At 60.9% G+C, this 23,094-nt stretch carries 20 protein-coding genes and 1 pseudogene; 9 read left to right on the forward strand and 12 right to left on the reverse strand.

All coding sequences use genetic code 11. The annotated features are described in order from the left end of the window. Nucleotides 1-1,016 (reverse strand): annotated as a pseudogene (locus V2B23_RS12880) (indolepyruvate ferredoxin oxidoreductase family protein); the annotation flags it as partial. Nucleotides 1,017-1,282: 266 nt separating this feature from the next. On the opposite strand from V2B23_RS12880, the gene V2B23_RS12885 reads away from it, so the two are divergent. Further along, nucleotides 1,283-2,038: a MerR family transcriptional regulator gene (locus tag V2B23_RS12885; protein WP_430950717.1), complete on the forward strand. Its 756-nt coding sequence runs from the start codon at nt 1,283-1,285 to the stop codon at nt 2,036-2,038. Here the strand turns inward: V2B23_RS12885 and V2B23_RS12890 are convergent. Continuing rightward, a complete protein-coding gene (locus V2B23_RS12890; protein ID WP_430950718.1) occupies nt 2,030-4,675 on the reverse strand; it encodes a LuxR C-terminal-related transcriptional regulator in 2,646 nt (881 codons plus the stop codon). The two genes, V2B23_RS12885 and V2B23_RS12890, sit on opposite strands and share 9 nt — an antisense overlap. Nucleotides 4,676-4,910: 235 nt before the next feature. Between V2B23_RS12890 and V2B23_RS12895 the strand changes: the two genes are divergently transcribed. The 4 genes from V2B23_RS12895 to V2B23_RS12910 all read left to right on the forward strand — a co-directional run bounded on the left by V2B23_RS12895 (nt 4,911) and on the right by V2B23_RS12910 (nt 8,046). Next, nucleotides 4,911-5,936 (forward strand): helix-turn-helix domain-containing protein, encoded by a 1,026-nt coding sequence (locus V2B23_RS12895; protein WP_430950719.1) that lies wholly within the window; start codon nt 4,911-4,913, stop codon nt 5,934-5,936. 219 nt (nt 5,937-6,155) lie between these two features. Further along, nucleotides 6,156-6,614, forward strand: coding sequence for a MarR family winged helix-turn-helix transcriptional regulator (locus V2B23_RS12900; RefSeq protein WP_430950720.1), 459 nt, complete (start codon nt 6,156-6,158; stop codon nt 6,612-6,614). Next, the gene (locus V2B23_RS12905) at nt 6,611-7,036 is read left to right on the forward strand and encodes an organic hydroperoxide resistance protein (protein WP_317540689.1); all 426 of its coding nucleotides are present in this window, start codon (nt 6,611-6,613) and stop codon (nt 7,034-7,036) included. The genes V2B23_RS12900 and V2B23_RS12905 overlap by 4 nt, the downstream gene beginning before the upstream one ends. Next, nucleotides 7,036-8,046: an NADP-dependent oxidoreductase gene (locus V2B23_RS12910; RefSeq protein ID WP_430950721.1), complete on the forward strand. Its 1,011-nt coding sequence runs from the start codon at nt 7,036-7,038 to the stop codon at nt 8,044-8,046. The genes V2B23_RS12905 and V2B23_RS12910 overlap by 1 nt, the downstream gene beginning before the upstream one ends. A gap of 71 nt (nt 8,047-8,117) precedes the next feature. On the opposite strand, the gene V2B23_RS12915 is transcribed toward V2B23_RS12910, so the two are convergent. The 8 genes from V2B23_RS12915 to V2B23_RS12950 form a co-directional block, all read right to left on the reverse strand. Then, nucleotides 8,118-8,993: an oxidoreductase gene (locus V2B23_RS12915; protein ID WP_430950722.1), complete on the reverse strand. Its 876-nt coding sequence runs from the start codon at nt 8,991-8,993 to the stop codon at nt 8,118-8,120. A gap of 49 nt (nt 8,994-9,042) precedes the next feature. Then, entirely contained in the window at nt 9,043-9,972 is a 930-nt protein-coding gene (gene yidC / locus V2B23_RS12920) for a membrane protein insertase YidC (protein ID WP_430950723.1), read from the reverse strand. Between the two features lie 116 nt (nt 9,973-10,088). Further along, a complete protein-coding gene (locus V2B23_RS12925) occupies nt 10,089-10,388 on the reverse strand; it encodes a DUF6412 domain-containing protein (protein WP_430950724.1) in 300 nt (99 codons plus the stop codon). Between the two features lie 28 nt (nt 10,389-10,416). Continuing rightward, nucleotides 10,417-11,436, reverse strand: a complete 1,020-nt coding sequence (locus tag V2B23_RS12930) for an alpha/beta fold hydrolase (RefSeq protein WP_430950725.1) — start codon at nt 11,434-11,436, stop codon at nt 10,417-10,419. Next, the gene (locus V2B23_RS12935) at nt 11,433-13,790 is read right to left on the reverse strand and encodes an ATP-binding protein (RefSeq protein ID WP_430950726.1); all 2,358 of its coding nucleotides are present in this window, start codon (nt 13,788-13,790) and stop codon (nt 11,433-11,435) included. The genes V2B23_RS12930 and V2B23_RS12935 overlap by 4 nt, the downstream gene beginning before the upstream one ends. A 175-nt stretch (nt 13,791-13,965) precedes the next feature. Further along, nucleotides 13,966-14,880 (reverse strand): allantoinase PuuE, encoded by a 915-nt coding sequence (gene puuE / locus V2B23_RS12940; RefSeq protein WP_430950727.1) that lies wholly within the window; start codon nt 14,878-14,880, stop codon nt 13,966-13,968. A 16-nt stretch (nt 14,881-14,896) separates the two neighbouring features. After that, nucleotides 14,897-15,883: an allantoicase gene (alc, locus tag V2B23_RS12945; RefSeq protein ID WP_430950728.1), complete on the reverse strand. Its 987-nt coding sequence runs from the start codon at nt 15,881-15,883 to the stop codon at nt 14,897-14,899. A gap of 4 nt (nt 15,884-15,887) precedes the next feature. Beyond that, nucleotides 15,888-17,132 carry a DUF6986 family protein gene (locus V2B23_RS12950; protein WP_430950729.1) on the reverse strand — a complete coding sequence of 415 codons (1,245 nt, stop codon included), beginning with the start codon at nt 17,130-17,132 and terminating at the stop codon, nt 15,888-15,890. 197 nt (nt 17,133-17,329) lie between these two features. Here V2B23_RS12950 and V2B23_RS12955 point away from each other — a divergent pair, with 197 nt between their 5' ends. The 3 genes from V2B23_RS12955 (at nt 17,330) to V2B23_RS12965 (ending at nt 20,781) form a co-directional block, all read left to right on the forward strand. Continuing rightward, nucleotides 17,330-18,229 (forward strand): pseudouridine synthase, encoded by a 900-nt coding sequence (locus V2B23_RS12955; protein ID WP_430950730.1) that lies wholly within the window; start codon nt 17,330-17,332, stop codon nt 18,227-18,229. Nucleotides 18,230-18,305: 76 nt separating this feature from the next. Then, a complete protein-coding gene (locus tag V2B23_RS12960) occupies nt 18,306-19,841 on the forward strand; it encodes a CHAD domain-containing protein (RefSeq protein WP_430950731.1) in 1,536 nt (511 codons plus the stop codon). A 49-nt stretch (nt 19,842-19,890) separates the two neighbouring features. Continuing rightward, nucleotides 19,891-20,781 carry a universal stress protein gene (locus V2B23_RS12965; RefSeq protein ID WP_430950732.1) on the forward strand — a complete coding sequence of 297 codons (891 nt, stop codon included), beginning with the start codon at nt 19,891-19,893 and terminating at the stop codon, nt 20,779-20,781. Between the two features lie 48 nt (nt 20,782-20,829). Here V2B23_RS12965 and V2B23_RS12970 read toward each other — a convergent pair whose 3' ends face one another. Next, nucleotides 20,830-21,567, reverse strand: coding sequence for a VIT1/CCC1 transporter family protein (locus tag V2B23_RS12970; protein ID WP_430950733.1), 738 nt, complete (start codon nt 21,565-21,567; stop codon nt 20,830-20,832). Between the two features lie 123 nt (nt 21,568-21,690). On the opposite strand from V2B23_RS12970, the gene V2B23_RS12975 reads away from it, so the two are divergent. Beyond that, a complete protein-coding gene (locus tag V2B23_RS12975; protein ID WP_430950734.1) occupies nt 21,691-22,449 on the forward strand; it encodes an SDR family NAD(P)-dependent oxidoreductase in 759 nt (252 codons plus the stop codon). Between the two features lie 4 nt (nt 22,450-22,453). Here V2B23_RS12975 and V2B23_RS12980 read toward each other — a convergent pair whose 3' ends face one another. After that, the gene (locus V2B23_RS12980) at nt 22,454-23,086 is read right to left on the reverse strand and encodes a TetR family transcriptional regulator (protein ID WP_430950735.1); all 633 of its coding nucleotides are present in this window, start codon (nt 23,084-23,086) and stop codon (nt 22,454-22,456) included. Between the last annotated feature and the right edge of the window lie 8 nt (nt 23,087-23,094).

Consider the following 23,094-nt stretch of genomic DNA (forward strand, 5'->3'; position numbering starts at 1 on the left):
TCTCGCACCGACTCCCCCACCACCGGGTACGGCATACCGATACGGAGCAGCCGAATTCCCGCACGATGCAGGGCAGCATCGTCGACACCCAGATCTGTCAGGGCCTGTCGTACGGAATCGAATGTGGTTCCGGTAGCGGCAATTCCGATCTTGGCACCTGACGGATCAACCTCGATCACATCGAGCTTGTTCGCGGCGCCGTAGGCCTGCACCAGATCCCAACGGGGTCCGTACAAATCGGCCTCCGCGATGACGCTGTCCGGCGGCGCCGCCATCTGGCGCTGCTTGTAGACGAACGGCTTGCCCTCGAACTGCACCTCGGGCACCACGATGTCGAAATCGGCGATGCTGCCGTCAACCGTCCACGCGCCGTCCGCCACATCGGCAACGATCTTCAGGGCCACAACACAACCGGACGCGCGTGAAAGCGCGACCGCGTGCATGCCCATTGTGATGATTTCTTCGGCGTTGCGGGGGAACAGAACCGGTACGCCCATTGCCGCGAGGGAGCGCTCACTCACTGCGGGTACGGTCGACGATTTGGATGCAGGATCGTCGCCCACCAGAAGGACGACGCCACCCCTGGGGTTGACGCCGTACATGTTCGCGTGGCGGATGGTGTCGGTAGCGCGGTCGACACCGGGACCCTTGCCGTACCAGATGCCGGTCACACCGTCGTGGGTCGCGGTTCCTGCGGGAAGGTCTGTCTGGCTACCCCACACCGCGGTGGCCGCGAGTTCCTCGTTGAAGCCGGGAATGAAGGTGATGTCGTGCTCGGCGAGCACCTTGGGCATCCCGTGAAGCATCTTGTCCACTCCACCGAGGGGACTCCCCTGGTACCCGGAGACAAAGGTGGCGATCCGTTTGCCTGCGCGGATGTCACGGACATGCTGTTCGACGAAGCCGCGAGCGATTGCCTGAACACCGGTCAGCAACACCGGGCCCGATCCCGACCGGTACCGATCGTCGAGGTCATAGGGCTTGGCCTGGGCTACGCCCGACACCAGTTCAGTCATCGTGACCACCGTTCCTGTCTTCAGCACATTTCGTTCTGTTCAGGTGATCGTTATCGAGGTATGAGAAAGCGTCAACAGAGGGGCCTTCAACTATTCATTATGATCATAAAGTGAGCTGGATCACCCGGGTTAGTTCATCGAATCGGTCAGCTGGAGACATGTTCGTGACGACTACGAAAATCAGGTGCGAAATTTCCCTTGACCTTGACGTTACGTCAACTTACATACTGGATAGAGCGCACCGATAGAGAAAGAAGTGAACAACAGTGACCGAATGGTCCATCCAAGAGCTTGCCAAAGCTGCGGGAACCACCAGCAGAACTCTGCGCCACTACGGCGACCTGGGATTACTGAAACCTCATCGAACAGGAGCGGGCGGGTACCGCTTCTACGACGACACAGCGCTGGTTCGTCTGCAGCGAATCCTGCTGCTACGAGAACTCGGCCTGGGACTGCCGGTCATAGCGGAGATTCTTGGCGGCGAACAAGACACGGCAAACGCATTGCACACTCACCTCGAACTGCTCGAACAAGAACGCGCCCGGATCGATCGCCAGATCGATTCGGTGACAACAACATTGAGAAAAACCGAGAAAGGACTACCACTCATGCCCGAAGAAGTATTCGACGGTTTCGACCACGCTCATTACAAAGACGAGGTGATCGAGCGGTGGGGTAACGATGCCTACACCAGCGGCGACAAGTGGTGGCGCTCGATGTCCGAGCAGGACAAGAAATCTCACCTGACCGCGCACAAAGACATCGCGGCGGCGTTCGGCAAAGCCGCAGCCGACGGGCTGGGACCCGAATCCGACGCCGTCCAGGACATTACCCACCGTCAATTCGCCTGGGTCAAAACCGGTTGGCAGGGAAAGACTCCCAGCGCCGACGCATTTATCGGACTGGGACAGATGTACGTCGACGATCCACGATTCCGCGCCAACTACGACGTCCACGGTCCGGGTACGGCAGAGCTGATCCGCGACGCGATGACCGTGTACGCGGAGACCAACCTACGGTGAATACCGTTGACGCACCGGCTCTGCGCCGAGCAAGGAGAGCCGGTGCGCCGCGGCAACCGCCTCGTCGCGCGAATGGACACCGAGCTTTCGGTACAACCGCCGAATGTGACTCTTCATCGTATTCCGGGTGACAAAGAGCTTCCGGGCGATATCGGCGATGGGAAGTCCGTCCGACAATCCGCGGAGCACTTCTGCTTCACGCCTGCTGAGGACGATGCGTTCGATCGTCGGGGGATACATCTCTACCGCGTCGGATTCGAGAAACGCGACAACAGAGCTGCTACCTGATTGTGCGCGCGTTTCGAGATCCTCGATCACTCGTCGCGGAATCGTCGAGAACGCGGACAGGGCACCGGTGTACTCGACCAATTCGCAAGCCCTGGACCAGGAATCGCCGGCATCCGGCCACTCGCCCAGACTGTGATATGCCGCGGCTTCGACCAGTTTCGCCTCGGCATGCACCCTCGGGTAGAAATCTGCGCTCCAGTCGATCTCCCGGCACATGTGCAGGGCTCGCTCAGGGTTCCCCGTCAGAAGGTAGGCACGTGCCGCCGAGACTTGAACTATCGGCATGTGGTTCCCGAGAACCGCAGCCTCGTCAATTGCCTTGGCATCTTCGCCTGCGGCCAGGAGCAGATCGATTCGCGCGGCGCTCAGCATTGCGGCACCGCTCGAGACATCACAGTTGACGGGTGGTTCGTTTGCGGCGCCGGCGCGTTGAAGCGTGACCAGCCCTGCGAAAGGATCGCGCCGAGCCAATGCCCACCGAGTCCGGGCATACGCTTCGAAGGCCCACACGTCCCCGGCTGGAGAAATACCGTCGAGAGTCTCGATCGCGGCCGCAGCCGCGGAAAGATCCAACGTATCCAACGCAATCAAAAGGCGGGCGATTGCGCCGCCGATATGGGACGGTGGTCCCAGCCACCCGGGAACGTCGGGAAGGACGCCTTCGTCGAGTATCCATTGCGACGCCTCCGAAAGCCTGCCCCGCAGAACCTCGTTGAGCGCCGCGTTGCCGGCCGAATGTCGCGCAACAAAACGTGGACCGTTGTGAAGTGCATCCTGGTACGCGGTTGCCAATTGTGTGGCTGCGTCGTCGACATTGCCGACAAGTTGAAATGCAACACCCCAGATCAGACGCAGAGCTGGTAGCTGACTTCTGAACTCATCGACCCGGGCAACATCCAGATAGTCCGCGATATCGACGAGATTGCGTGCGACTTCGGCTGATCGCCCGTACTCTCCCGACGCGCGCAGAACGATAACTTGAACCGTTCCGCTGTTCAGGTGAGCAAACACGTCGGTCATCTGGGCGACGTCCGCAAGTTCCGAGGACTCCGTGTTGTACGTGCTGACACCCGTGGAGGGTGTACGCAACCGCAACTCCAGCATGTCGCGTCCGACCTGCATGGAACGACTTGCCGACATGATCTCTTCCGGCATGGACCACATAGCTTTTCGGAGCAACCCGGAATGCGATACCAGGAGATCCGCCCAGTGCCGGCTGAGAATTGCGGCGACCACCGACCATTCCTGCGCGTCGATTGCGTAGTGGACCGCATCGGCAATATCAGCGTGGTCGAGGCAATACTGCGACAGTAGGAGCAACCGCTCCCTGGAAGTACCGCCGGTTTCGTCGTCGATCCTGATCAGCGCTTCACGAACGGCAGGAGGAAAATACCAATTCTCCCGATGCCGGTCGCGGAACAACAAGGCGGACGATTCGAGCCGATTCATCAGTGGGACAACGTCGGCCCCCGGGACCAACAACTGCGCTGTTGCTACGGTAACGGTCCGTGCCGCAGCGATTCGGAGCGTGAAATTCGACAACTCGGTACGCTCGGCCTTCGAGGGTACCTGGCGCTTTGTATAGCGGTAGAGGGCCAGATCGATGCGCTGCAGAATTATCTCGCGGCTACGGGAGCGCTCTGGAAGCCCGCTCACGACATCCACAGCCACCTTCATCAGCGTCGGCACACCCGCTAACCGCCCACAGATCGAGTGGACAACATCGGCAGACACGGCAATACCGGCTCCGGAAAACAGTGCCACTGCTTCATCAGGTGTGTACCGCAAATCGTCAACGGTGAGGTACTCGTCGATACGGACATCGTCGAGGACCTCCACCGATGCTCGATCTTGCAGTGTGACAATAATTTTCAAACCCGGGACGTCGCCGATCAAGGCAGTGAGCCGCTCACCGAGGCCGTCCCCCTCGATCAGATCCACCCGGTTGAACACCACCACGAACGGCACAGTCGACGCCGCAAGATACTCGCGCATCTCGCGTTCGGGGTGGTCGTGATTGTCCGCGACTCTCGGAACTGCCTCGCAAGAATCCTGAATTACGGTCAGTGCCTTGTCCCAGTAGTCGATGTGGTTTGTGCGCGCATCGGGTGCAGGCACCCACACCACCGGCCGATTCGGCAATGGCGCCGGGGCCGACAACCACAACCCGGCGAGCGCGGTTTTACCAAACCCACGGGGAGCGTCGAGGACAGTCAATCCCGAAGGCGATTGCATCAGCTTGACGAGTCGAGCACGGGGCGTCGACGACGTGGCACCGAGCAACCTGCGGCGCACGGAGACATGCCTTCTGGGCTTGCGGTCGATCGGGTCCGACTTCGATCCGGGCACTACGCGAGTCCTACTGCGGGCGCGCCCCGAAGCCGGGAGGCGACCCCCCGGCCCGAGCAGAAATTCCACACAAATCCGCGCACGGTATCGACCATAGGCGCTTGTTCACCGCCGGGTGAATGCGAACCGTCTCCACTTCATGCCCGTTTTGTCTCACATTGTGGCGCCGATCACTTATCTCTGATATTTTCCGGAAAGCACCCCTGACCTGGCCTATTTCACATAGCATCCCCGCGTGCCCATCAATGAACCCCGGATTGACATATCAACGGGATTTGTGGACGCGGCGGACCGTGACGACTACTGGCGAGCAGCGACTCGGCCCTTCTACGTCACCGAGCGCGCAGGCCGAGATGTCCCGCTTCACGGGACGATTTCAGGTACCTCCACCGGGACGTCACTGATCGGCGAGACCACCGTCAACAGTCAGAACTACGTGCGAAACCGTCGACTGATCACGGAAAGCGAACTGGACGATCACTACGTGGTCCAGGCGTGGACGGCCGGCGCCATGCACGGCGATGCCGACGGTGTCGACTTCCTCGTCCGGCCGAACGAGGTCTCGTTTGTCGATTTGGGAAAACCGCTTCGCGCGAGCGTCCGTACACACTCACAGCGCACAGCCCGCACGATCAGTCTGGTTGTGCCGCGTGCACTCGTCGAGGCCTCGTCACACGGCCGCTCCCTGCACGGCACTGTCCTGACAGGCATGCCCGCGGTAGTTTTCTCGCAGTGCTTGCAGTCGATCTCGGAGGCGCTCCCGCACCTCGACTTCGCTGCGGCGTCGCAGTACGACGACGTTGTCGAATCGCTGCTGAAAGCCAGTGTGGGGCACGTTGCACCCGAGCAATCACTTCGAGCACCTCCGGAAGATCTTCGAGCGCGTGCCCTGGTCTACATTCTCGATCACCTAGGCGAGAGTTGGCTCAGCCCTACGACGATCTGCGTTGCGCTAGCCGTCTCCCGGGCGCAGCTCTACCGCGCGTTCAACGACGACGGTGGGATTGCGCAGGTGATCCGTCGTAAGCGACTCGAGCATGCGTACCGCGACCTCACCACATCTGATTCCGCCGACGTGTCCGTCGAAGATATCTCGCGCCGTTGGGGATTCACGTCAAAGCCGCAGTTCGTGCGAGCCTTCGACGCTTACTACGGCACCACTCCGAGCAGAGTGCGGCTCGAAGGCCGGCGCACGATCGGAAATCCGTCGATCAACCGCCTTCACCGCCACCTGACGTCATTGTCTACTGGAACTGTTTGAGAGCCCTGATCTTGTTCATCACGTCGAGGGCAGCAACCCGAGCAGCCTGAGATCGTCCGTGGATACCAAGATCTTCAGCATTCCGTACGAATCGCCGGCGATCTACCCGCGGGCAAGCTCGCGGTATCACGACATCCCCACCTCGCATGGCACCGATTCCTCGATCAATTTTGCACTGTTTAGTTGTGCACAACTAAACAGTGCGCTACAGTCTTTCTTGTGACCAACCCGCTCGCCCTCGAACACCAACTCTGCTTCGCCCTCTACTCGGCGTCGCGAGCAACCACGGCCGCCTACCGAACCATGCTGGAGGACTTGGGAATCACCTACCCCCAGTACCTCGTCCTGCTGACACTGTGGGAAAGCGACGGCCGCGGCGTTCGGGATATCTGCGACGCACTTGATCTCGACACCGGCACTCTTTCGCCGCTCCTCAAGCGACTGGAAAGCCAAGGCCTCATCGAACGCCGACGCCTGACCAGCGACGAGCGCCGCGTCGAGATTCATCTGACCGAGAGCGGTGTGGCACTGCGCAGCAAGGCAGAAGACATACCCCGCACGCTCGCCGAGGCAACCGGACTTGATCTCGATGAACTGGTGAAACTCCGGGAAGTCTTGGTCCGCCTAGGCGAGAACCTTCAAACATCCAACGCTGTCGACGGAAAGAAGAAGCCATGAACATCGTGTACACCGCAGAAGCACTGGCCACCGGCGAAGGCCGCAACGGCCACGCCCGAACCTCCGACGGACGCCTCGATCTCGGCCTGGCCATCCCGAAGGAAATGGGCGGCAGCGGCGACGGCACCAATCCCGAGCAGCTTTTTGCTGCCGGATATGCGGCGTGCTTCCACTCTGCACTGCAGATGGTCGCCCGAGCAGAGAAGGCCAACGTCGCGGATTCTGCGGTGGGTGCACGCGTCGGCATCGGCCCGAATGGCGCCGGCGGCTTCGGACTTGCTGTGACGCTTGAAGTTTCACTCCCCCATTTGCCCCACGAACAGGCCGTCGAGCTGACGGAGAAGGCACACCAGGTGTGCCCGTACTCCAATGCAACTCGCGGCAACATCGAGGTCACCCTCGAAGTAAGTAAGGACGATTAATGAGCTCCACCCCCACAATCAGCCGCGAGATCCATCTCGCGTCCCGACCGAACGGTTGGCCGACACCCGAGAACTTCTCCACGGTCGAGGTCGAGCTTCCTGAACTCGAAGACGGCCAGATCCTGGTGCGCAACATCGCGATCTCGGTCGATCCGTACATGCGTGGACGCATGAACGACGTGAAGTCGTACCTGCCGCCCTTCCAGATCGGCGCAGCTCTCGATGGTGGCGCAGTCGGCGAGGTTATCGCCTCGAAGTCCGCCGATCGCGGGGTCGGAGACGTTGTCGTCCACGGCCTCGGGTGGCGCGAGTACGCGATTCTCGACGCGGCAGCGGTCACGCCTGCCGACACGTCCATTGCCCCGGCCACCGCCTACCTCGGTGCGCTCGGCATGACGGGACTGACCGCGTACGCGGGCCTGACAGCCGTTGCCGAGTTCAAAGAAGGTGACACCGTATTCGTCTCCGGCGCAGCAGGAGCCGTCGGATCACTGGTCGGACAGATCGCAAAGCTGCTGGGCGCCAAGCGTGTGATCGGCAGCGCTGGTTCTCCGGCGAAGGTCGCTCGTCTCCTCGAACTCGGCTTCGATGCCGCGTTCGACTACCACGACGGACCGGTCACCGAACTTCTCGCTGCGGCCGCACCCGACGGAATCGACGTCTACTTCGACAATGTCGGCGGTGAACATCTCGAGGCGGCTATCGACGCCATGAACTCTGGCGGCCGAATCGCGATGTGCGGGGCAATCGCTCAGTACAACACCACCGAAAAGCCCACTGCCCCGCACAACTTGGCGGCAGCGATCGGCAAGCAGCTCACCTTGCGCGGATTCCTGGTCGGCGGATACCGCCATCTCGGCCCCGAGTTCCGCACCCACATGGCGGGGTGGCTCTCCGACAACAAGATTGCGTGGGACGAGACCATAGTCGCAGGTCTCGACAATGCCCCGCAGGCGTTCATCGATCTGATGCGCGGCGCGAACACCGGCAAGATGGTTGTCACGCTGTAACAGCAGAGCTGCTGTAACAGTGCAACTATTGCGATGGCCGCGAATCCCACTGGGGTTCGCGGCCATCGGCGTCACAGTCCGAACGACACCCCGGTCAATTTCTCGGAGAGCGTCCACAGGCCCGCTGCGGTCTCGGTATCGTGCGATTTCTTGTTCGAGCCAACCACTTTCGGGTATCCACGCTGCTCGAACGGACCGTCCGGGCCGATATAGCTGCCGCCGAATGCATCGGGGACGGTTGCCGCATACAGTTCCGGCAATGCGCCCATCTCCGCAGACTGCGCGATGATCCGGTTGCCGATGCCCATGAGCTTGTCGAGGACGGACTCGGTGTGGCCCTGCAGGTTCGTCGACGCATATCCCGGATGCGACGCCAATGCCTTGAGCGAAGAACCCGACGCAGACAGTTTGCGTTGAAGTTCGTACGTGAACAGCAGATTGGCGAGTTTGGACTGCCCGTACGCCAGCCACCGGTTGTATTTGCGGTGCTCGAAGTTGAGATCATCGAGATCGACGGTTCCCAGTTGGTGCAGTGCGCTCGACATCGTCACGACACGATCCGTCAGCTTGTCCTTCAGCAAGCCGGTGAGTGCAAAGTGCCCGAGATGGTTTGTGCCGATCTGCATTTCGAATCCGTCGACCGTCCGGCGAAATGGTATCGCCATGACACCGGCGTTGTTCACCAGAACGTCGACAGTCTCGGTGGCGTCGGCAAATGCCCGCACCGACGCCAGATCCGCAAGATCGAGTTGCCGTACCACCGCGTTGGAACCGATCTCCGCCGCTATGGGTTCAGCCTTCGATGTGTCGCGGCACGCAAGTACGACGGTGGCGCCCGCTTTGCCCAATGCTCGTGCAACTACCTCCCCCAAGCCACTATTGGCCCCGGTCACGACAAACGTGCGGCCGGTCTGATCGACAATGTCTTCTGCGGTCCACTTGGTCATGAATTCCAGCGTACGTGTGTTACCAGCCGGTAGGGAGTGCTGATTTTCGTCAAGGTTTCCGTTTTGCCTTGGTCGGCTTGGCACCAGGAGCTGGTGCTGTGGACGCACCTGGCGGGATCTGCACATCAGCCTCGCGCTGCTCCGCCGCAATCCGGCCGTACACAAAATGCTGTTGCGCAAATGTCCAGCAGTTGTTGCTGACGAAATAGATCAGGATCGCGACCGGCACAAACGCACCGAAGGCAATCACGCCGACCGGAAACACCCACAACGCGAGTTTGTTCATGATCGCCGTTTGAGGGTTGACGGTCCCGGTGTCCACCTGCCTCGCGATAGATGCCCGCGACGTGAAGTGCGTCGCCACCGCGGCAAAGATCATCAGCGGAACGGCAACCAGGATTATGGACAGCCTGGTCACATCGCCAAACGCTTCCAATTGCGCGGCCGGACTCGAAATCATCGCCGACAGCGGCGCCCCGAACAGCTTCGCATCGAGAAACGACTGCACATCCGAGGCACTGAAAAAGTAGTTGGCAGTGTTCGCGTTGTCGGCGATGGACATGGGTTCGGTAGGGCTGAGGAACGGGACGTGGGTGGCCGCTCCTGTCCGATTGAACGACCGCAGAACGTGATAGAGGCCGATGAAGACCGGCGCCTGAATGAGCATCGGCAAACATCCGAGCAGCGGGCTGTAATTGTGTTCCTTCTGGAGTTTTGCCATCTCTGCGGCAAGCTTCTGATTGTCGCCGGCGTACTTCTTCTGCAATGCCTTGATCTGCGGTTGTAGTTTCTGCATGACCAATTGCGTGCGGACCTGTTTGACAAAAGGTTTGAAAAGAATCGCACGAAGCGTGAAGACGAGAAACACCACGGACAGTGCCCAGACGACACCGTTGTCTGGTGCTCCCGAAACCAGGGAGAAGACCTTGTGCCAGAGCCACAAGATCGCGGACACGGGGTAATAGATGAAATCGAGCATGATGAATGAACCTCACCAAGAGGCACGCTTGCGACAGAATGCGAGCGCGGGAATGGTCGTGGGCTGAGCTTCGCTGACCGACCTACGACGGGATTCTCACCCGCGCGGTGGCCAGACTACAGACCGATTCCAGGCGCTCGGGGTTGCGGACGACCAGGGGCGTCCGGGCTGCTCTGTCTGCGGAAAGAGCCACGCAGACAACGCTCGTCACGGGCCGGACCACTTGACGAGCACGCAAACAGCTGAAGAACTTCGCTGCGAGGCGACGTCGCCAACGCGGCAACAACAAACACCGCAATCGCAGTTCCCAGAACCGCGGCACTACTTGAAGAACCGAGCGGCGGAGCAGCGAGCATCGCGATGAACGGCAGCAGAAGCAGCAACAACGATCGCGCCGCCGTTCCCTGCCTGTTCATGGATTCGAAGATACACGGTGGTGCGCGGTCAACCGACAAGTTCTGCGGCCGAACCCGGAAGCATTTCCGTCAACAGCTGTGCGAACAGTTCGGCGTCGTCGATCAGCCAGTTGTGATTGCCGCGAACTTCTCGAACTTCCGGATCGACGAGGGCGGCACGAATCGCGTCGAAGCTTGCGCGTGGGATCACCTGATCGCCAACGCTCCACAGCATCGACACCGGCATCGCACGTTCTGCCATCGTTTCGAACAGTGCGATGAGATCGGCATTCCTGGCGAGGTTCGCCGTGCGCCACAACGAACCGGTGTTGCGCACGGCATGGGGAACTACCTCGTCCAAAAGCAACTGCATAGGTCCACGGGCCGGAAAGGTCGCAATGGCTTCGGCTATCGCCGAGCCGCACCAATTCAACAGGGGCCGCTCGCGGATCGGGTACTCGCGCCCGGACGAGTGCGACCACGCACCGCCGCCGACCGAGTTCACCAAGACCAGCCGGGAGACCAGGGTCGGGCGATCGTGTGCCACTGCTGCCGCCACTCCACCACCGAACGAATGCCCCACGACGGTTACCCGACCGTTCACTCCGATCGCATCGAGGAATCGACCAACCCACTTCGCGTAGCCGTCGAAAGTGCGATCACTCGGCTCGAGTTCTGCGCTGCCGGCGAGTCCGGGAAGGGTGGGCGCGATCACGCGGGCACCCCGACTGGCCAGCGATGCGAGCGACGAACGATACGCGCGTGGCGACAAGCCCCACCCATGTAGGAAAACAACCAACTCGCCATCCCCACCTGCCGCGAAGTCCACACTTCGCGAGTCGACCACGACTGTGTTCCATTCGATGGATGCGTCGGGCACGGCGGCGTTGACAAGCATGATCAGATCCAGTTCTGGTACGGAAAGTGCGTTCGACACTCGGTCGACCTCGACACTGCCGTGCATTCGACGTCTGAGCGACGGCCGAACTACCTGGATAGGTACCTGGATCTGTACCTGCATTTCGGGCACTACGGTGATGACCTGGCGTTTTGCAGTAGAAACCCTCACTGCCGATCTATGGATCGCGCAGCGCCTTGCGATTCCTCTTCGTGCGCGTGAGAAACAACCCAGGCCGCGATCTGCGTCCGGGAATTGAATCCCAGTTTGGTCAGCACGTGCTCCACGTGCCCCTGCGCCGTGCGTGGCGAGATGAACAGGTGCTCCGCGATTGACCGGTTTGTGAGCCCCTGAGCCACCAGTTCTGCGACCTGTTGCTCCCGACGAGTGAGTTGAGCTGCCTCGGCCGACGAATCAGTCGGGGCACTCGGTCCCTCGTCGAGCGCGTACGCGACGGCCTCGACTTCGGTCATCACAAAGCCTTTCTGAAAAGATTTATCGAAATCTTTGTCCCCCAGAGCCTTTCGAGTAATTTCCATGGTGCTTTCGTGGTAGCGCGACAACCCTGCAAATCCGATGAGCGGCCGCCCGATCTTCTGCCAGTACATCGAAGCGGCGCCGAGCAGGACCGCTGTGTGCTTCCAATCACGTTGCTCTGCAGCAGTCCACGCCAACGATTCAATACGCCACGCCGAGTTCATCGAAGAATTGTCAGTCCGTAAACTACGTGTCGAATAGTCACTCGCATGCGCGAAGTCACCCCGAAGCCACGCCACGAGTCCGAGAAACCCCAATGCCTGGGCCTGATACTTCACTTCGTTCAGGGGCACGGTGATCTCGAGACACTCGTCGAAACACTCCACCGCGCGATCCAGAAAACCGGCAAGAATGTACGCGAGCCCGAGGACGTCCAAACCGATCACCACGTCCTGCAGATTTCTCTCGAAGCGAGACATCGCAAGAGCAGATTCCAACTTCGCTGTAGCAGTGTCGAATTCACCCGCAGACGCACTGACGTACCCATCCGCCCAGGCTGCCAAAGCTCGCGAACGCACGTCTCCCATGACCTCGGCAAGGCGCCAACCCTCGTCGACCAATTCGCGTGCACGCACGTGATCGCCCTGAATCGCATGCGCCCCTGAGCCTCCGCACAACACGTCCGCGCGATACATGTCCGTCTCGGCGGCTGTGGCGTCAAGGGTCCGATCAGCCCAGTACCGCAACGGGTCGATCAGGCCATCGGACACCCAGAGTTGGTGCAAAGCGGCAACTATTCGAGTCGCAGACCTCACCTGGCCAGGTGTCGAAATCGCAAACTCCAGCGCGTCGTCGATATTGCGCCGTTCACGCCTCAACCATGCGATCCATTCGGCCTGCCTGCTGCTGATCCGGTCGGAATCCGCTCGGACAGCAAGATCTTCGAACCAATCGCAATGGCGGCGATGCACGTCGTACTGTTCGCCGGTGGCCTCCAACTTTTCACTCCCGTACTCCCGGAGAAGATCGAGAAGATGGTAGCGAACGACACCGTCGGATTCCTCACGAATGAGGATGGACTTCTCGACCAATCCGGTGACGATATCGATCACTTCGGTCGAACTCATGTCCTGCCCGCACACACCTTCGACAGCATCGAGGTCGAACCCACCCGAGAACACGCTCAGCCTTCCCCACAACCGTTGTTCCAGCGGTGAGCACAGGTCATAGCTCCAATCGATCGACAGGCGAAGGGTCTGCTGACGGCTGGGTACGCCCCGTCCACCTGAGGTGAGGAGACGATAACGATCCGAGAGCCGATTCATGATCTGCTGTACAGACATACCCCGCAGACGGGCAGCCGCCAACTCGATCGGCAACGGTAAGCCGTCCAGATCCTGGCAAATCCGAGCAACGGCATCCTTGTTCTCGTCGGTCAGCACAAAGCCCGGAACGACGGACGCCGCACGCTCAGTGAACAGCGACACGGATTCGTACTGGGCAAGTCCCTCGAATTCGCGTGACTGTTGCGGTGGCGTCGTGAGCGAGGAGACGCGCATCGTCACCTCACCGCCCATACCCAGCGATTCTCGACTCGTCGCCAGAATTTTCACCCCGGCGCACCGACGCAGAATCGCACCGGCAAACCGCGCAACCGAATCCACCAGGTGTTCACAGTTGTCGAGCACCAACAGCAGACTCCGATCGGCGCAATGGTCGATGATTGCGTGCAGTGGGTCCGACGAGGAACCCGGGCGAATCCCCAGAGTCACGGCGACATAGTCCTCGAGCAGATCCGGATCCGACTGATCACCCAGCTCCACCAACCAGACCCCGTCGCGGAACGCTCGTTGCAGCGCGCCCGCAAGCCTGATGGCAAGCCGTGTCTTTCCCACGCCGCCGACGCCAGTCAAGGTCAGCAGACGAGCATCCTCGGACAATCGTCTGGCCTCGGACAACTCACGTCGGCGACCGACAAAACTGGTCAGCTCGTGCGGCAGATTCCCGATCACGCGTGGATCGGTCGCTCCCCGCACCGCGGGCACCATCGACCGTCTCACTTCCTTACTCGAACTGCCTTAACGCTACGCCGTTAATTCACGAGTGCACCATTCCACCGTCCCGTAGGTTTCGACGCCCTGGATCGGGACGGTTCGGACGCGATGGTCCTAAGTTTGGGCTGACATGACAGATCTGTGCAGTGCGATGCCCGACGAACTCCCGCTACGCGGGATGCACAGCCTTCCAGTGCTGAGCAATGTCGATCCGACGCGTGATCCACACCTTCTCATGTGACTGAACATGGTCGAGGAATCGCTCGAGGGCCGCAGCGCGAGCGGGGCGGCCGACTATGCGGCAGTGCAATCCGACCGACAGCATTTTCGGCGCCCCGGCGGAGCCCTCGGCGTACAGAACGTCGAAGGCGTCCCGCAGGTGCGCGAAAAACTGATCTCCACTGGGAAATCCAGCGGGAGAAGCGAATCGCATGTCATTGGTGTCGAGGGTGTACGGAACGACCAGATGCTTCACCGACTCCTCTCCGCGGGGCACGTCAACCCAGTACGGCAGGTCGTCGGCGTACGAATCGGAGTCGTAGACAAATCCACCGTGTTCGACGACCAACTCACGGGTGTTCGGTGAATCGCGTCCGGTGTACCACCCGAGCGGTGCGGAGCCCGTCAAGTCCCGCAGGATCTCGACGGCTTCGGCCATATCCGCGCGCTCGCGCTCGATGCCGGCCGACTGATACGACAACCACCGTAGTCCGTGACATGCAATCTCGTGCCCCAGTTCACCAAAAGCGCTGACCGCCTCGGGGTTACGCTGTAAGGCCCGCGCGACCGCAAAGATCGTCAGCGGAAGCTTGCGCCGCTCGAAGATCCCGAGAACTCGCCACAACCCGGCACGGGATCCGTACTCGTACAGCGATTCCATACTCATGTGACGGCTCGGAAACGCCTCCGCCGGAGTCATTTCCGACAGAAACGTCTCCGAAACGTCATCACCGTCGAGGACATTGCGCTCGCCACCCTCTTCGTAGTTGAGCACGAACTGAACCGCAATCCGCGCGTCGCCAGGCCAATGCGGGTGGGGAGGATTCTTGCCGTACCCCACCATGTCACGCGGATAGTTGTTCATGGCAACAACTTTACCGTCATTGCGTGTCGAGCACAGCTCGAGCCGCCGGTGTCAGAGTTCCGAAAACCCGCAGTCGGGCGAGACCACCGTCCGGGAAAACATCCAACCGCACATCGGTAACCGGAGCATCGCTCTCGATCAAGAAGCGATGACGCGTATCCGGTCGGAACGTGGTGCGCGGCAACAATTCGATCCATTCGCCGCGGGGCGTGCGGCCGGTCAACGCGCCGGCACCGGGAGCGTTACCGAGGAAGTACGACGTGTCGATCTCGACAAAACTCAACGAACCTTCGCCGGCGAGTTGTACCTGCACCCAATCGTTTCCGTCGTCGCGGCGGCGCGCTGTCTCCCAACCGTCACCCATCGACGCTGCCCGACCGGGAAACAGAATGTTCTGCGGTGAGCTGTAGAACATGTTGGAACAATCGGTGACTCGTCCACCGTTCTCCAGCGCCGCAAGGTCGAGCGGCCCGGCATCGAGGAAACGTGGATCCGGTCGTGCTTCACCGTGCACACGGAAGCGGGCCACGCCGCCGTCCGGGTAGATGGTGAGCTTGACGTGGGTCCAGCGCTGATCCGAGCTCACGTCGAAAGGATTCTCCGAGTCACCAGAGACTGCGGAGCGCTCGACTATCGTCTGCCAGTCGGCCGATTGTGCCAACTCTGCCGGATCCGGATACCCGTCGACACTGATTGCTTCCACCGAAATCTCGGGCGGGTAATTGCCCTTGAACCAGGCAGTATCAACCACAACGCCGTGGACGACGCCAGGAACACCGAGTCGAACAATCGCTTCGTCGTGGCCGGCAACTCTGCGTCGACGGGTTTCCCAACCGTCGTAGACCTGCCCTTTGTGGCCGAATGTCGCGGGCTGGTATCCCGCCTTACCCGGTCGGATCAACGCTTCACGCTCGGCAAATGCTTCGTCATTCGCCCAGATCACAGCGCCGCCAAGCGTTCGCAACGCCAAGTCCGGGTAAGCGGTGAAATCAGTGGTAGTCATAGATTCAGTTCACTCCTGTGTTGACAGTGGTACGTCCCACCAAGCTCCGTAGCGAGGCTGTGTCGGCAGAGGGGGCAAGAGCAAGAACGCCGGCCTCGGCAAAGGCGCCCGCGTCCAACCCACGCAGGACAACTGCGGCCAATGCCTGCGCTGTTGCCGGCTCGTCCATCACACTCCCACCCTGACGATCGAGGTAGGCCTGAATTCGCGGCGCTGCGGCGGTCAAGGCGCCGCGGTAGAAGTTTGTCGTCGCGAGCCATCGCGTCACCAGATGCCCAGGATGCATGTCCCAGCCCTGGTAGTAGCCACGCTCGAGTGATCGCATGACAAGTCGATGGTGCCGTGTGATGGCGTCGTGAATCATCTCTGGCGTTCCCACCGGGGCAATCTGCGTGGAACCGTCGCACACCCACACCCCGGTCTGAGCGGCCGCGGCGAGCATCACCGCCTTGGCATGATCTGCAACGGGGTGCTCGAGCGATTGAAAACGTGAGGCGATTCCGCACGCGGCACTGTAATCGTAAGTACCGTAGTGCAACCCGGTCAGTCGCCCCTCGCTGCGATGGATGGCCGGCGCAACCGCAACGGTTCCGTCCGCAGCAATCACGGCCTGCGGGCTTTCGATCTGCAGCTCGAATCGAAGGGATCCCGTCGCCAACCCGTGGGCCTTCTCCAACTCCTCGCACAACAGCACGGTCGCGGTAACCTGCTCTACCGCACGAAGTTTAGGGACGGTGAATACGAACCCCGCAGGCACTCCACCGGCTGCGTCCAGAACCAATTCGAGAGTGCGAATGGATCGCCGACGCTCACTCGCCGGCATCCCCTTGAACCTGATGCCACACCAACTCGGACCGTGGGGATCCTCACCGATCGCTGCCAGGGTCCGACCCGCGTTTCGCGCGGCGACATCCTCTTCCTGATCCTCACGTCGCCCGTATCCGTCTTCGAAATCGATGCGCAAGTCCTGGACGGGGTTGCGACCCAACAGAACACGGACATCGTCGAGCGCATTCTCGGTGTCGAGATCGGCAAAGACATCAACATACGCATCAAGTAGTTCGATTGCCTGCTCACCCCACGACCGCGGAGTGTCGACACCTGCGTCGGCAGCACTGACGTACACGGTGTGCACCGGTTGAATCTCGCCGCGGTTGCCGGGGTATTGGCTTGCGAGTCTCGAATCGACGGGGTCGAGCAGCTGTGCCAATCTGTCGTGAACAGCTGCGGGAAGATGAGGCTCGTTCATCGCCCAATAGTCGCAGACCTTCGGTTAGCTCGCAGTTTCGTTCAGGTTACGTCGGCACTCGTACGCGTAACACGAACGCCCGAATACACAGGTCAGCACTGTGCGGTGTTCGACGTCACAAGCTCGAATCTCGATTATTCACGCCCGATCTGTCACGGATGGCTCCAATACCCGGCCGGAGCGCTACCGTCGAAGATGTGTCTCGATCTCCGCTCCCCGTCCGCGACGGCCTCAACCCCAGCCGCATCCGTCAACCAGACACGGGAACGTGGGAAACCACGCTCGACTACCTACTCGAGCGGTTCCCGCAGGACGCTGTACGACTGCGGGAGAAAGTTGCCGCCCGCGAAGTCGTCGACGAGAAGGGCGTCGGAATCGACGAAAGTACCGCGTTTGCGCCTCGACGCTTCGTCTATCTGTACCGCGACCCGCCCGTCGAAACACGAGTTCCCTTCGAGATCGACATCCTGTACCGCGACGACAACATCCTCGTAGTCGACAAACCTCATTTTCTGGCCAGCACACCGCGCGGACGCTACATCGCGGAATCCGCATTGGTTCGACTTCGCCGAGACCTCGACCTCCCCGAGCTCAGCCCGGCGCACCGACTCGATCGCGTCACTGCCGGGCTGCTCCTCTTCACCGTGCACCAGCAGGCCAGGCGCGGCTACCAGACGATGTTCGCCGATCGCCTCGTCGCCAAGGAATACGAGGCAATCGCACGCTACGACGCCGACGTCGCCACGCCTACCGTCGTGCGAAGTCGCATCGTGAAGGAACGCGGAGTACTCAAAGCCCGCGAGATCGACGGCGATCCCAACAGCGAATCGCGTATCGAACTGATCGAAACTCACGGCGAGTTCGCGCGCTATCGACTGATTCCCCATACCGGCAAGACCCACCAACTGCGCCTGCACATGACATCGGTGGGACTACCTATCCACGGCGACAACTTCTACCCGGATTTTTACGACGTTGCTGCAGAAGACTATTCGAATCCACTCCGCCTGCTGTCCCGTGTGCTCGAGTTCGACGACCCCGTCAGCGGCGAAACCCGCCGATTCGAAAGCCGCCTGACACTCGCATGGCCAACCTGACAGCGCTCACCCTTCCCTGCGCCATCGTTACCGACAAGGATGGACGCAGATACATCGCACCGCACAAGGAGATCAGATGAGCAAGACCGATGCAGTACCCGGAGCTGTCGAGGAAGTCGAGCGCAAGTACGAAGCACCTGCAGAGCAGGAAGTTCCGGCACTGGACAACCTACCCGGGGTAGCCGGCGCACCGGTCCACGACTCGATCCAACTCTCCGCAACGTACTACGACACCGCTGACTATCGGTTGCTCGCCGAGAAGATCACGCTGCGTAAACGTGAGGGCGGCGACGACGCCGGCTGGCACATGAAACTCCCCGGCGCCGGTGATGCCCGAACCGAAATTCAACTGCCACCCGACGACGGAACTGTCGTACCGGAAGCGTTGTCAACGCTGGTCCGAGCGATCATTCGTGGTAACGACCTGGTGCCCGTCGCCCTGATCATCACCGACCGCGAACGCACCAGGCTCAACGACGCCGACGGCACACTTCTCGCCGAAGTGGTTTCGGACACCGTAATTGCCTGCAAAGCAGACGGATCCGGAGAGTCCACGTGGCAAGAAGTCGAGGTCGAGCAAGGCGCGGGCGGGCAACCACTGGCCGATGCCATCGAAACCCTGCTGTTCGACGCAGGCCTAGAGCGCTCGGAAAGTCCGTCCAAACTGAAACGTGCGCTGGGCACCTCCGTGACACCGCACGCCGCACCCAAAGCCACCACCACGAAGTCACCCACCCCTCGGATGCTGCTGCGCAACTATCTGATCGAACAGATCCGCGCACTCACCGACGCGGATCTCGGAACCCGTAGGCGCAGCGAGGAAGCCGTCCACGACTTTCGCGTCGCAGCGCGTCGGATTCGCAGCGCACTGCAGTCGTACGCCGGACAGTCACCACGGACGGATGCACTCATCGACGATCTTCGGTGGTTGGGCGGTAAGTTCGGTGACGCTCGCGACGTCGAGGTGCAGTGGCAGCGACTCGTCGACCGCCTCGGCGAAATCGACATGCCCGAGCAGGAAGCAGTACGGGCGCGGATCGACGAATACTTCTCTGCCCGAGCAGAAACCGCCCAGGGAATTGCACTCGACACACTGAATTCCGAACGTTACCTGACCCTGCTCGAGAACCTCGACGCGTACGTCGTCGATCTGGAATTCGACGCGATCGGTCGACGCACCGACAAGAAAATCTCCTCCAAGGAGCTGGCGAACACCTTGCGGCATCTCTCTCACAAGGTTGGCAAACGCGTCGACAACGTCGCCGAAGCGACGTCGCGCTCGGACCGCGACGAGAAAATCCATCGAGCGCGTAAGGGCGCCAAGCGAATGAAGTACGCGATCGAAGTGATGAAACCGTCGAACAAGCATCGCGCCAAACGAGCACTCAAGCATTTCAACCACTTCCAAGATGTGCTCGGCGAGCACCAGGATTCCGTTGTCGCCGGTCACCATCTGCTGGAAATGGCGTCGGAGCACGAGCACACCTCGCTCACCAGTTTCAGCTTGGGAATGGTGTACCGACGCGAACTCGACATCGCCGACGAGCAAGCCGCACTACTCGAGAAGACATGGAAGGAAGCAGCAAAATCATCAGCAACGCTGTGGCGATGAGACCTCATCGCCACAGCTGACGGATCTCGAACCACCTGAGGGAGTAAGCATGGACACACTTGCCGGACACCAGGACATCGTTGTCGGCGTCGACGGTTCGGAGGCATCGATCGGTGCCGCGAAATGGGCCGCGGCCGTTGCTCAGGTGGTCAATGCACGGCTGATCCTGGCACATGCACTGCCTCAGGAAGGCCCGATCTACAGTCCCGCCGCCGTGATGTTGCAGTCACAGTTTCTCAATCAGATCCGCGAGGACGGCGAAGCGATCATCGCGGCGGCGTCCACCGCTGTGGCAGAGAAATTCCCTTCGCTGGACATCGAGTCCAACATCGCGCCTGGTCCTCCGACAACACATATCCTCGAATCGGCCGACACCGCTCGGTTGATCGTCATGGGTTCCACCGGAGCCGGCGCTCTGCGCTCACGTCTACTCGGATCTACGGCCCTCAAGGTCGCCAACCATGCAACCTCCCCGGTCACCGTCTGGCGGGGAACCGTCGAAAACCCGGGGCCTGATCAGAGACCCGTCGTGGTCGGTATCGACGGAAGTCCGTTGAGCAAGAAGGCCGTCGAGCATGCCTTCTGGTTTGCGGACGAGTTCGAAGCACCCCTCATCGCGGTGCACACGTGGCAAGGGGCGTCGACCTTCCGTGAAGGTGGCGCCGGGATCCTCATCGACTGGGAAGCCGTCGAACAAGAGGAGTCCGCATTGTTGGCCGAAAACCTTGCCGGAATGGCCGAGCAGTACCCCGACGTGCCGGTCACCCGTATCAGCGAACCCGGCGCAGCCGCCCCGGTCATGCTGAAATACGCCGACGACGCCCAACTTCTGGTCGTCGGCAGCCACGGTCGAAGTGCAATGGCCGGTGCAGTGATGGGATCGACGAGCCAAAACCTGCTACACCATGCTCCGTGCCCGGTGATGGTCGCTCGAGCCTGACTGCTGTGCGCCTGTGTCAACCGCCCGCGGTTAACAAAGGCGCACAGCTCAATCGAGCCCGGTACCCACCAACTGGCCGACGCCGTACGTCACGGCCATCGCCAAAGCGCCGCCGAGAACTACCCGCAAGATCGCTCGGGTCTTGCGGGCACCGCCGAGCGTCGCGCTGATCGTGCCGGTCAACGCCAGCGCGACGAGCACCGCGAAGAACGCAATGGGAACCCGGGATCCCGTCGGCGGCAAGAGAATCGCGATCAACGGAATTGCCGCACCGATAGTGAAGGACACTGCCGACGAGATTGCGGCGTGCCACGGGTTCGTCAGGTCGTTCGGATCAATCTTCAACTCCACTTCGACGTGCGCCGCGAATGCATCGTGTGCCGTGAGTTCTTCCGCTACCTTGGTGGCAGTCGCGGTGCTCAAACCCTTTGCCTCGTAGTTCGAGACAAGTTCTTCGAACTCCTGCTCAGGCATTTCCTGCAGTTCTCGTTTCTCTTTCTTCAGCAGCGCACGCTCGGTATCGCGTTGCGCGCTGACAGAGACGTACTCCCCGAGGGCCATGGACACTGCTCCGGCGACCAATCCCGCAAAACCCGCGGTGAAGATCGCGGAACGTTCGGTTGTCGCGGCGGCGACACCGATCACCAATCCCGCGGTAGACACAATGCCGTCGTTTGCTCCGAGAACGCCGGCGCGAAGCCAGTTCAAACGGTTGTTGAGACTGGGGATCTGCGGTTCGGATCCGTCACTCGGCACTTCTCCGGCCACCTGCACGCTATCGGACATAACACTGAGATTAGGGTTCTGCTCCCGTCTGCGATAGCAATCTGAGCCTGTCCTACCCGCGCCAACCAAGCACTTGCTAGGTTTAAGTTGAGGACCATCAACCGCGGAACCCGGGAGACAACCATGAATGCAGTGCGCACCGTTTTGATCAGCGGCGGAACCGGCGGTATCGGCTCTGCAATCGCCCGCACACTCGCCGCCCGCGGACACGACGTCGCCTTCACCTATCGCAGCAACGCGGATGCCGCGGAGCAGCTGAGCACAGAGATCCGATCGCTGGGAGTCCGCGCGCATTCCTACCCGATGGATCTCGATCAGGAATCATCCATCACCGCGGCAGCCCGGTCCGCGATCGACGATTTCGGATCATTGACCACTCTTGTACACGCAGCGGGACCACACGTTCCGATGACCCACCTGTCGCGAGTCTCCCCCACCACGTTCGCCGAACAGTTGAATCAAGAAGCCGCAGCATTCTTCACCCTTGTGCACACAGCCTTACCGGCGCTGCGCGCATCGTCGGGATCCGTCGTGGCAGTTACCACAGCAGCAACCGACCGCTTCCCGGTCCGCGACGGCCTCTCGGCCGGCACCAAAGGCGCTGTGGAACAACTGGTCCGCGGCTTTGCCGCCGAAGAAGGGCGCTACGGCGTGCGCTTCAACGCCGTCGGCCCCGGCATGCTGACCGACGGCATGGCCGAAAGACTCATCGCGTCAGCCGATCTCGATCCAACCGCCCTCGACATCACCATGAGTCGAATTCCGCTGAAACGATTCGGGTCCGCAACCGACATCGCCGAAGCCGTACATTTCCTCGCGAGTGATGCCGCCGGTTTCATCAGCGGCCAGAAACTCAACGTCGACGGCGGATACTCCGTCTGACGCGCTACCCGCCCAACTTACGAAACACCAAGCGCACGGCGAGTTCCAAGTGCGCCATCACCTGATCACTGGTCATCCGGCCGGCCACCCACGACACGAGAGAAGACATCCAGACGTCGTTGATGACCTTCACCGCATCCATCTGCTGCTCGGAAATCTCCTCGACACCGATCGACTTCGCGAACATCTCCGTCACGACATCACCCAGCGCGTTGAGTTCCGGGGTCGCCGACGCGTCCGCAAACATGTACGCGCGAACCAGCGCCTCGTAACGAGGATGATCGGTCTCGAGGATTTCCGTGTTCTTCCTCAATACGAACAGAATTCGATCCGACGGAGTGTCCCCCGGGATTTCGTAGTCGTGAAACCTGTCGCGCAAACCCTCGAACATCCACACCAACGCCACAACCAGCATGTGATTCTTCGACGGGAAGTACCGATACACCGTCCCGATCGCCACGCCCGCCCGCTCGGCAACCGACCTCATCTGGACCGCGTCGTACCCACCCTCGGACGCGGATTCCATTGCAGCGTCGACAATCCGATGGAAACGTGCTCGCTGCGACGGCGTCGTACGACGCCCGATCACCGAGCTTCGTTCCACCACAGACTGATCCAGCTTATCGCCACCTGCCATGCCCACAA

The organism is Rhodococcus sp. 24CO, assembly GCF_050586165.1.
In the GTDB taxonomy this organism is placed as follows: Bacteria; Actinomycetota; Actinomycetes; order Mycobacteriales; family Mycobacteriaceae; genus Rhodococcus_F.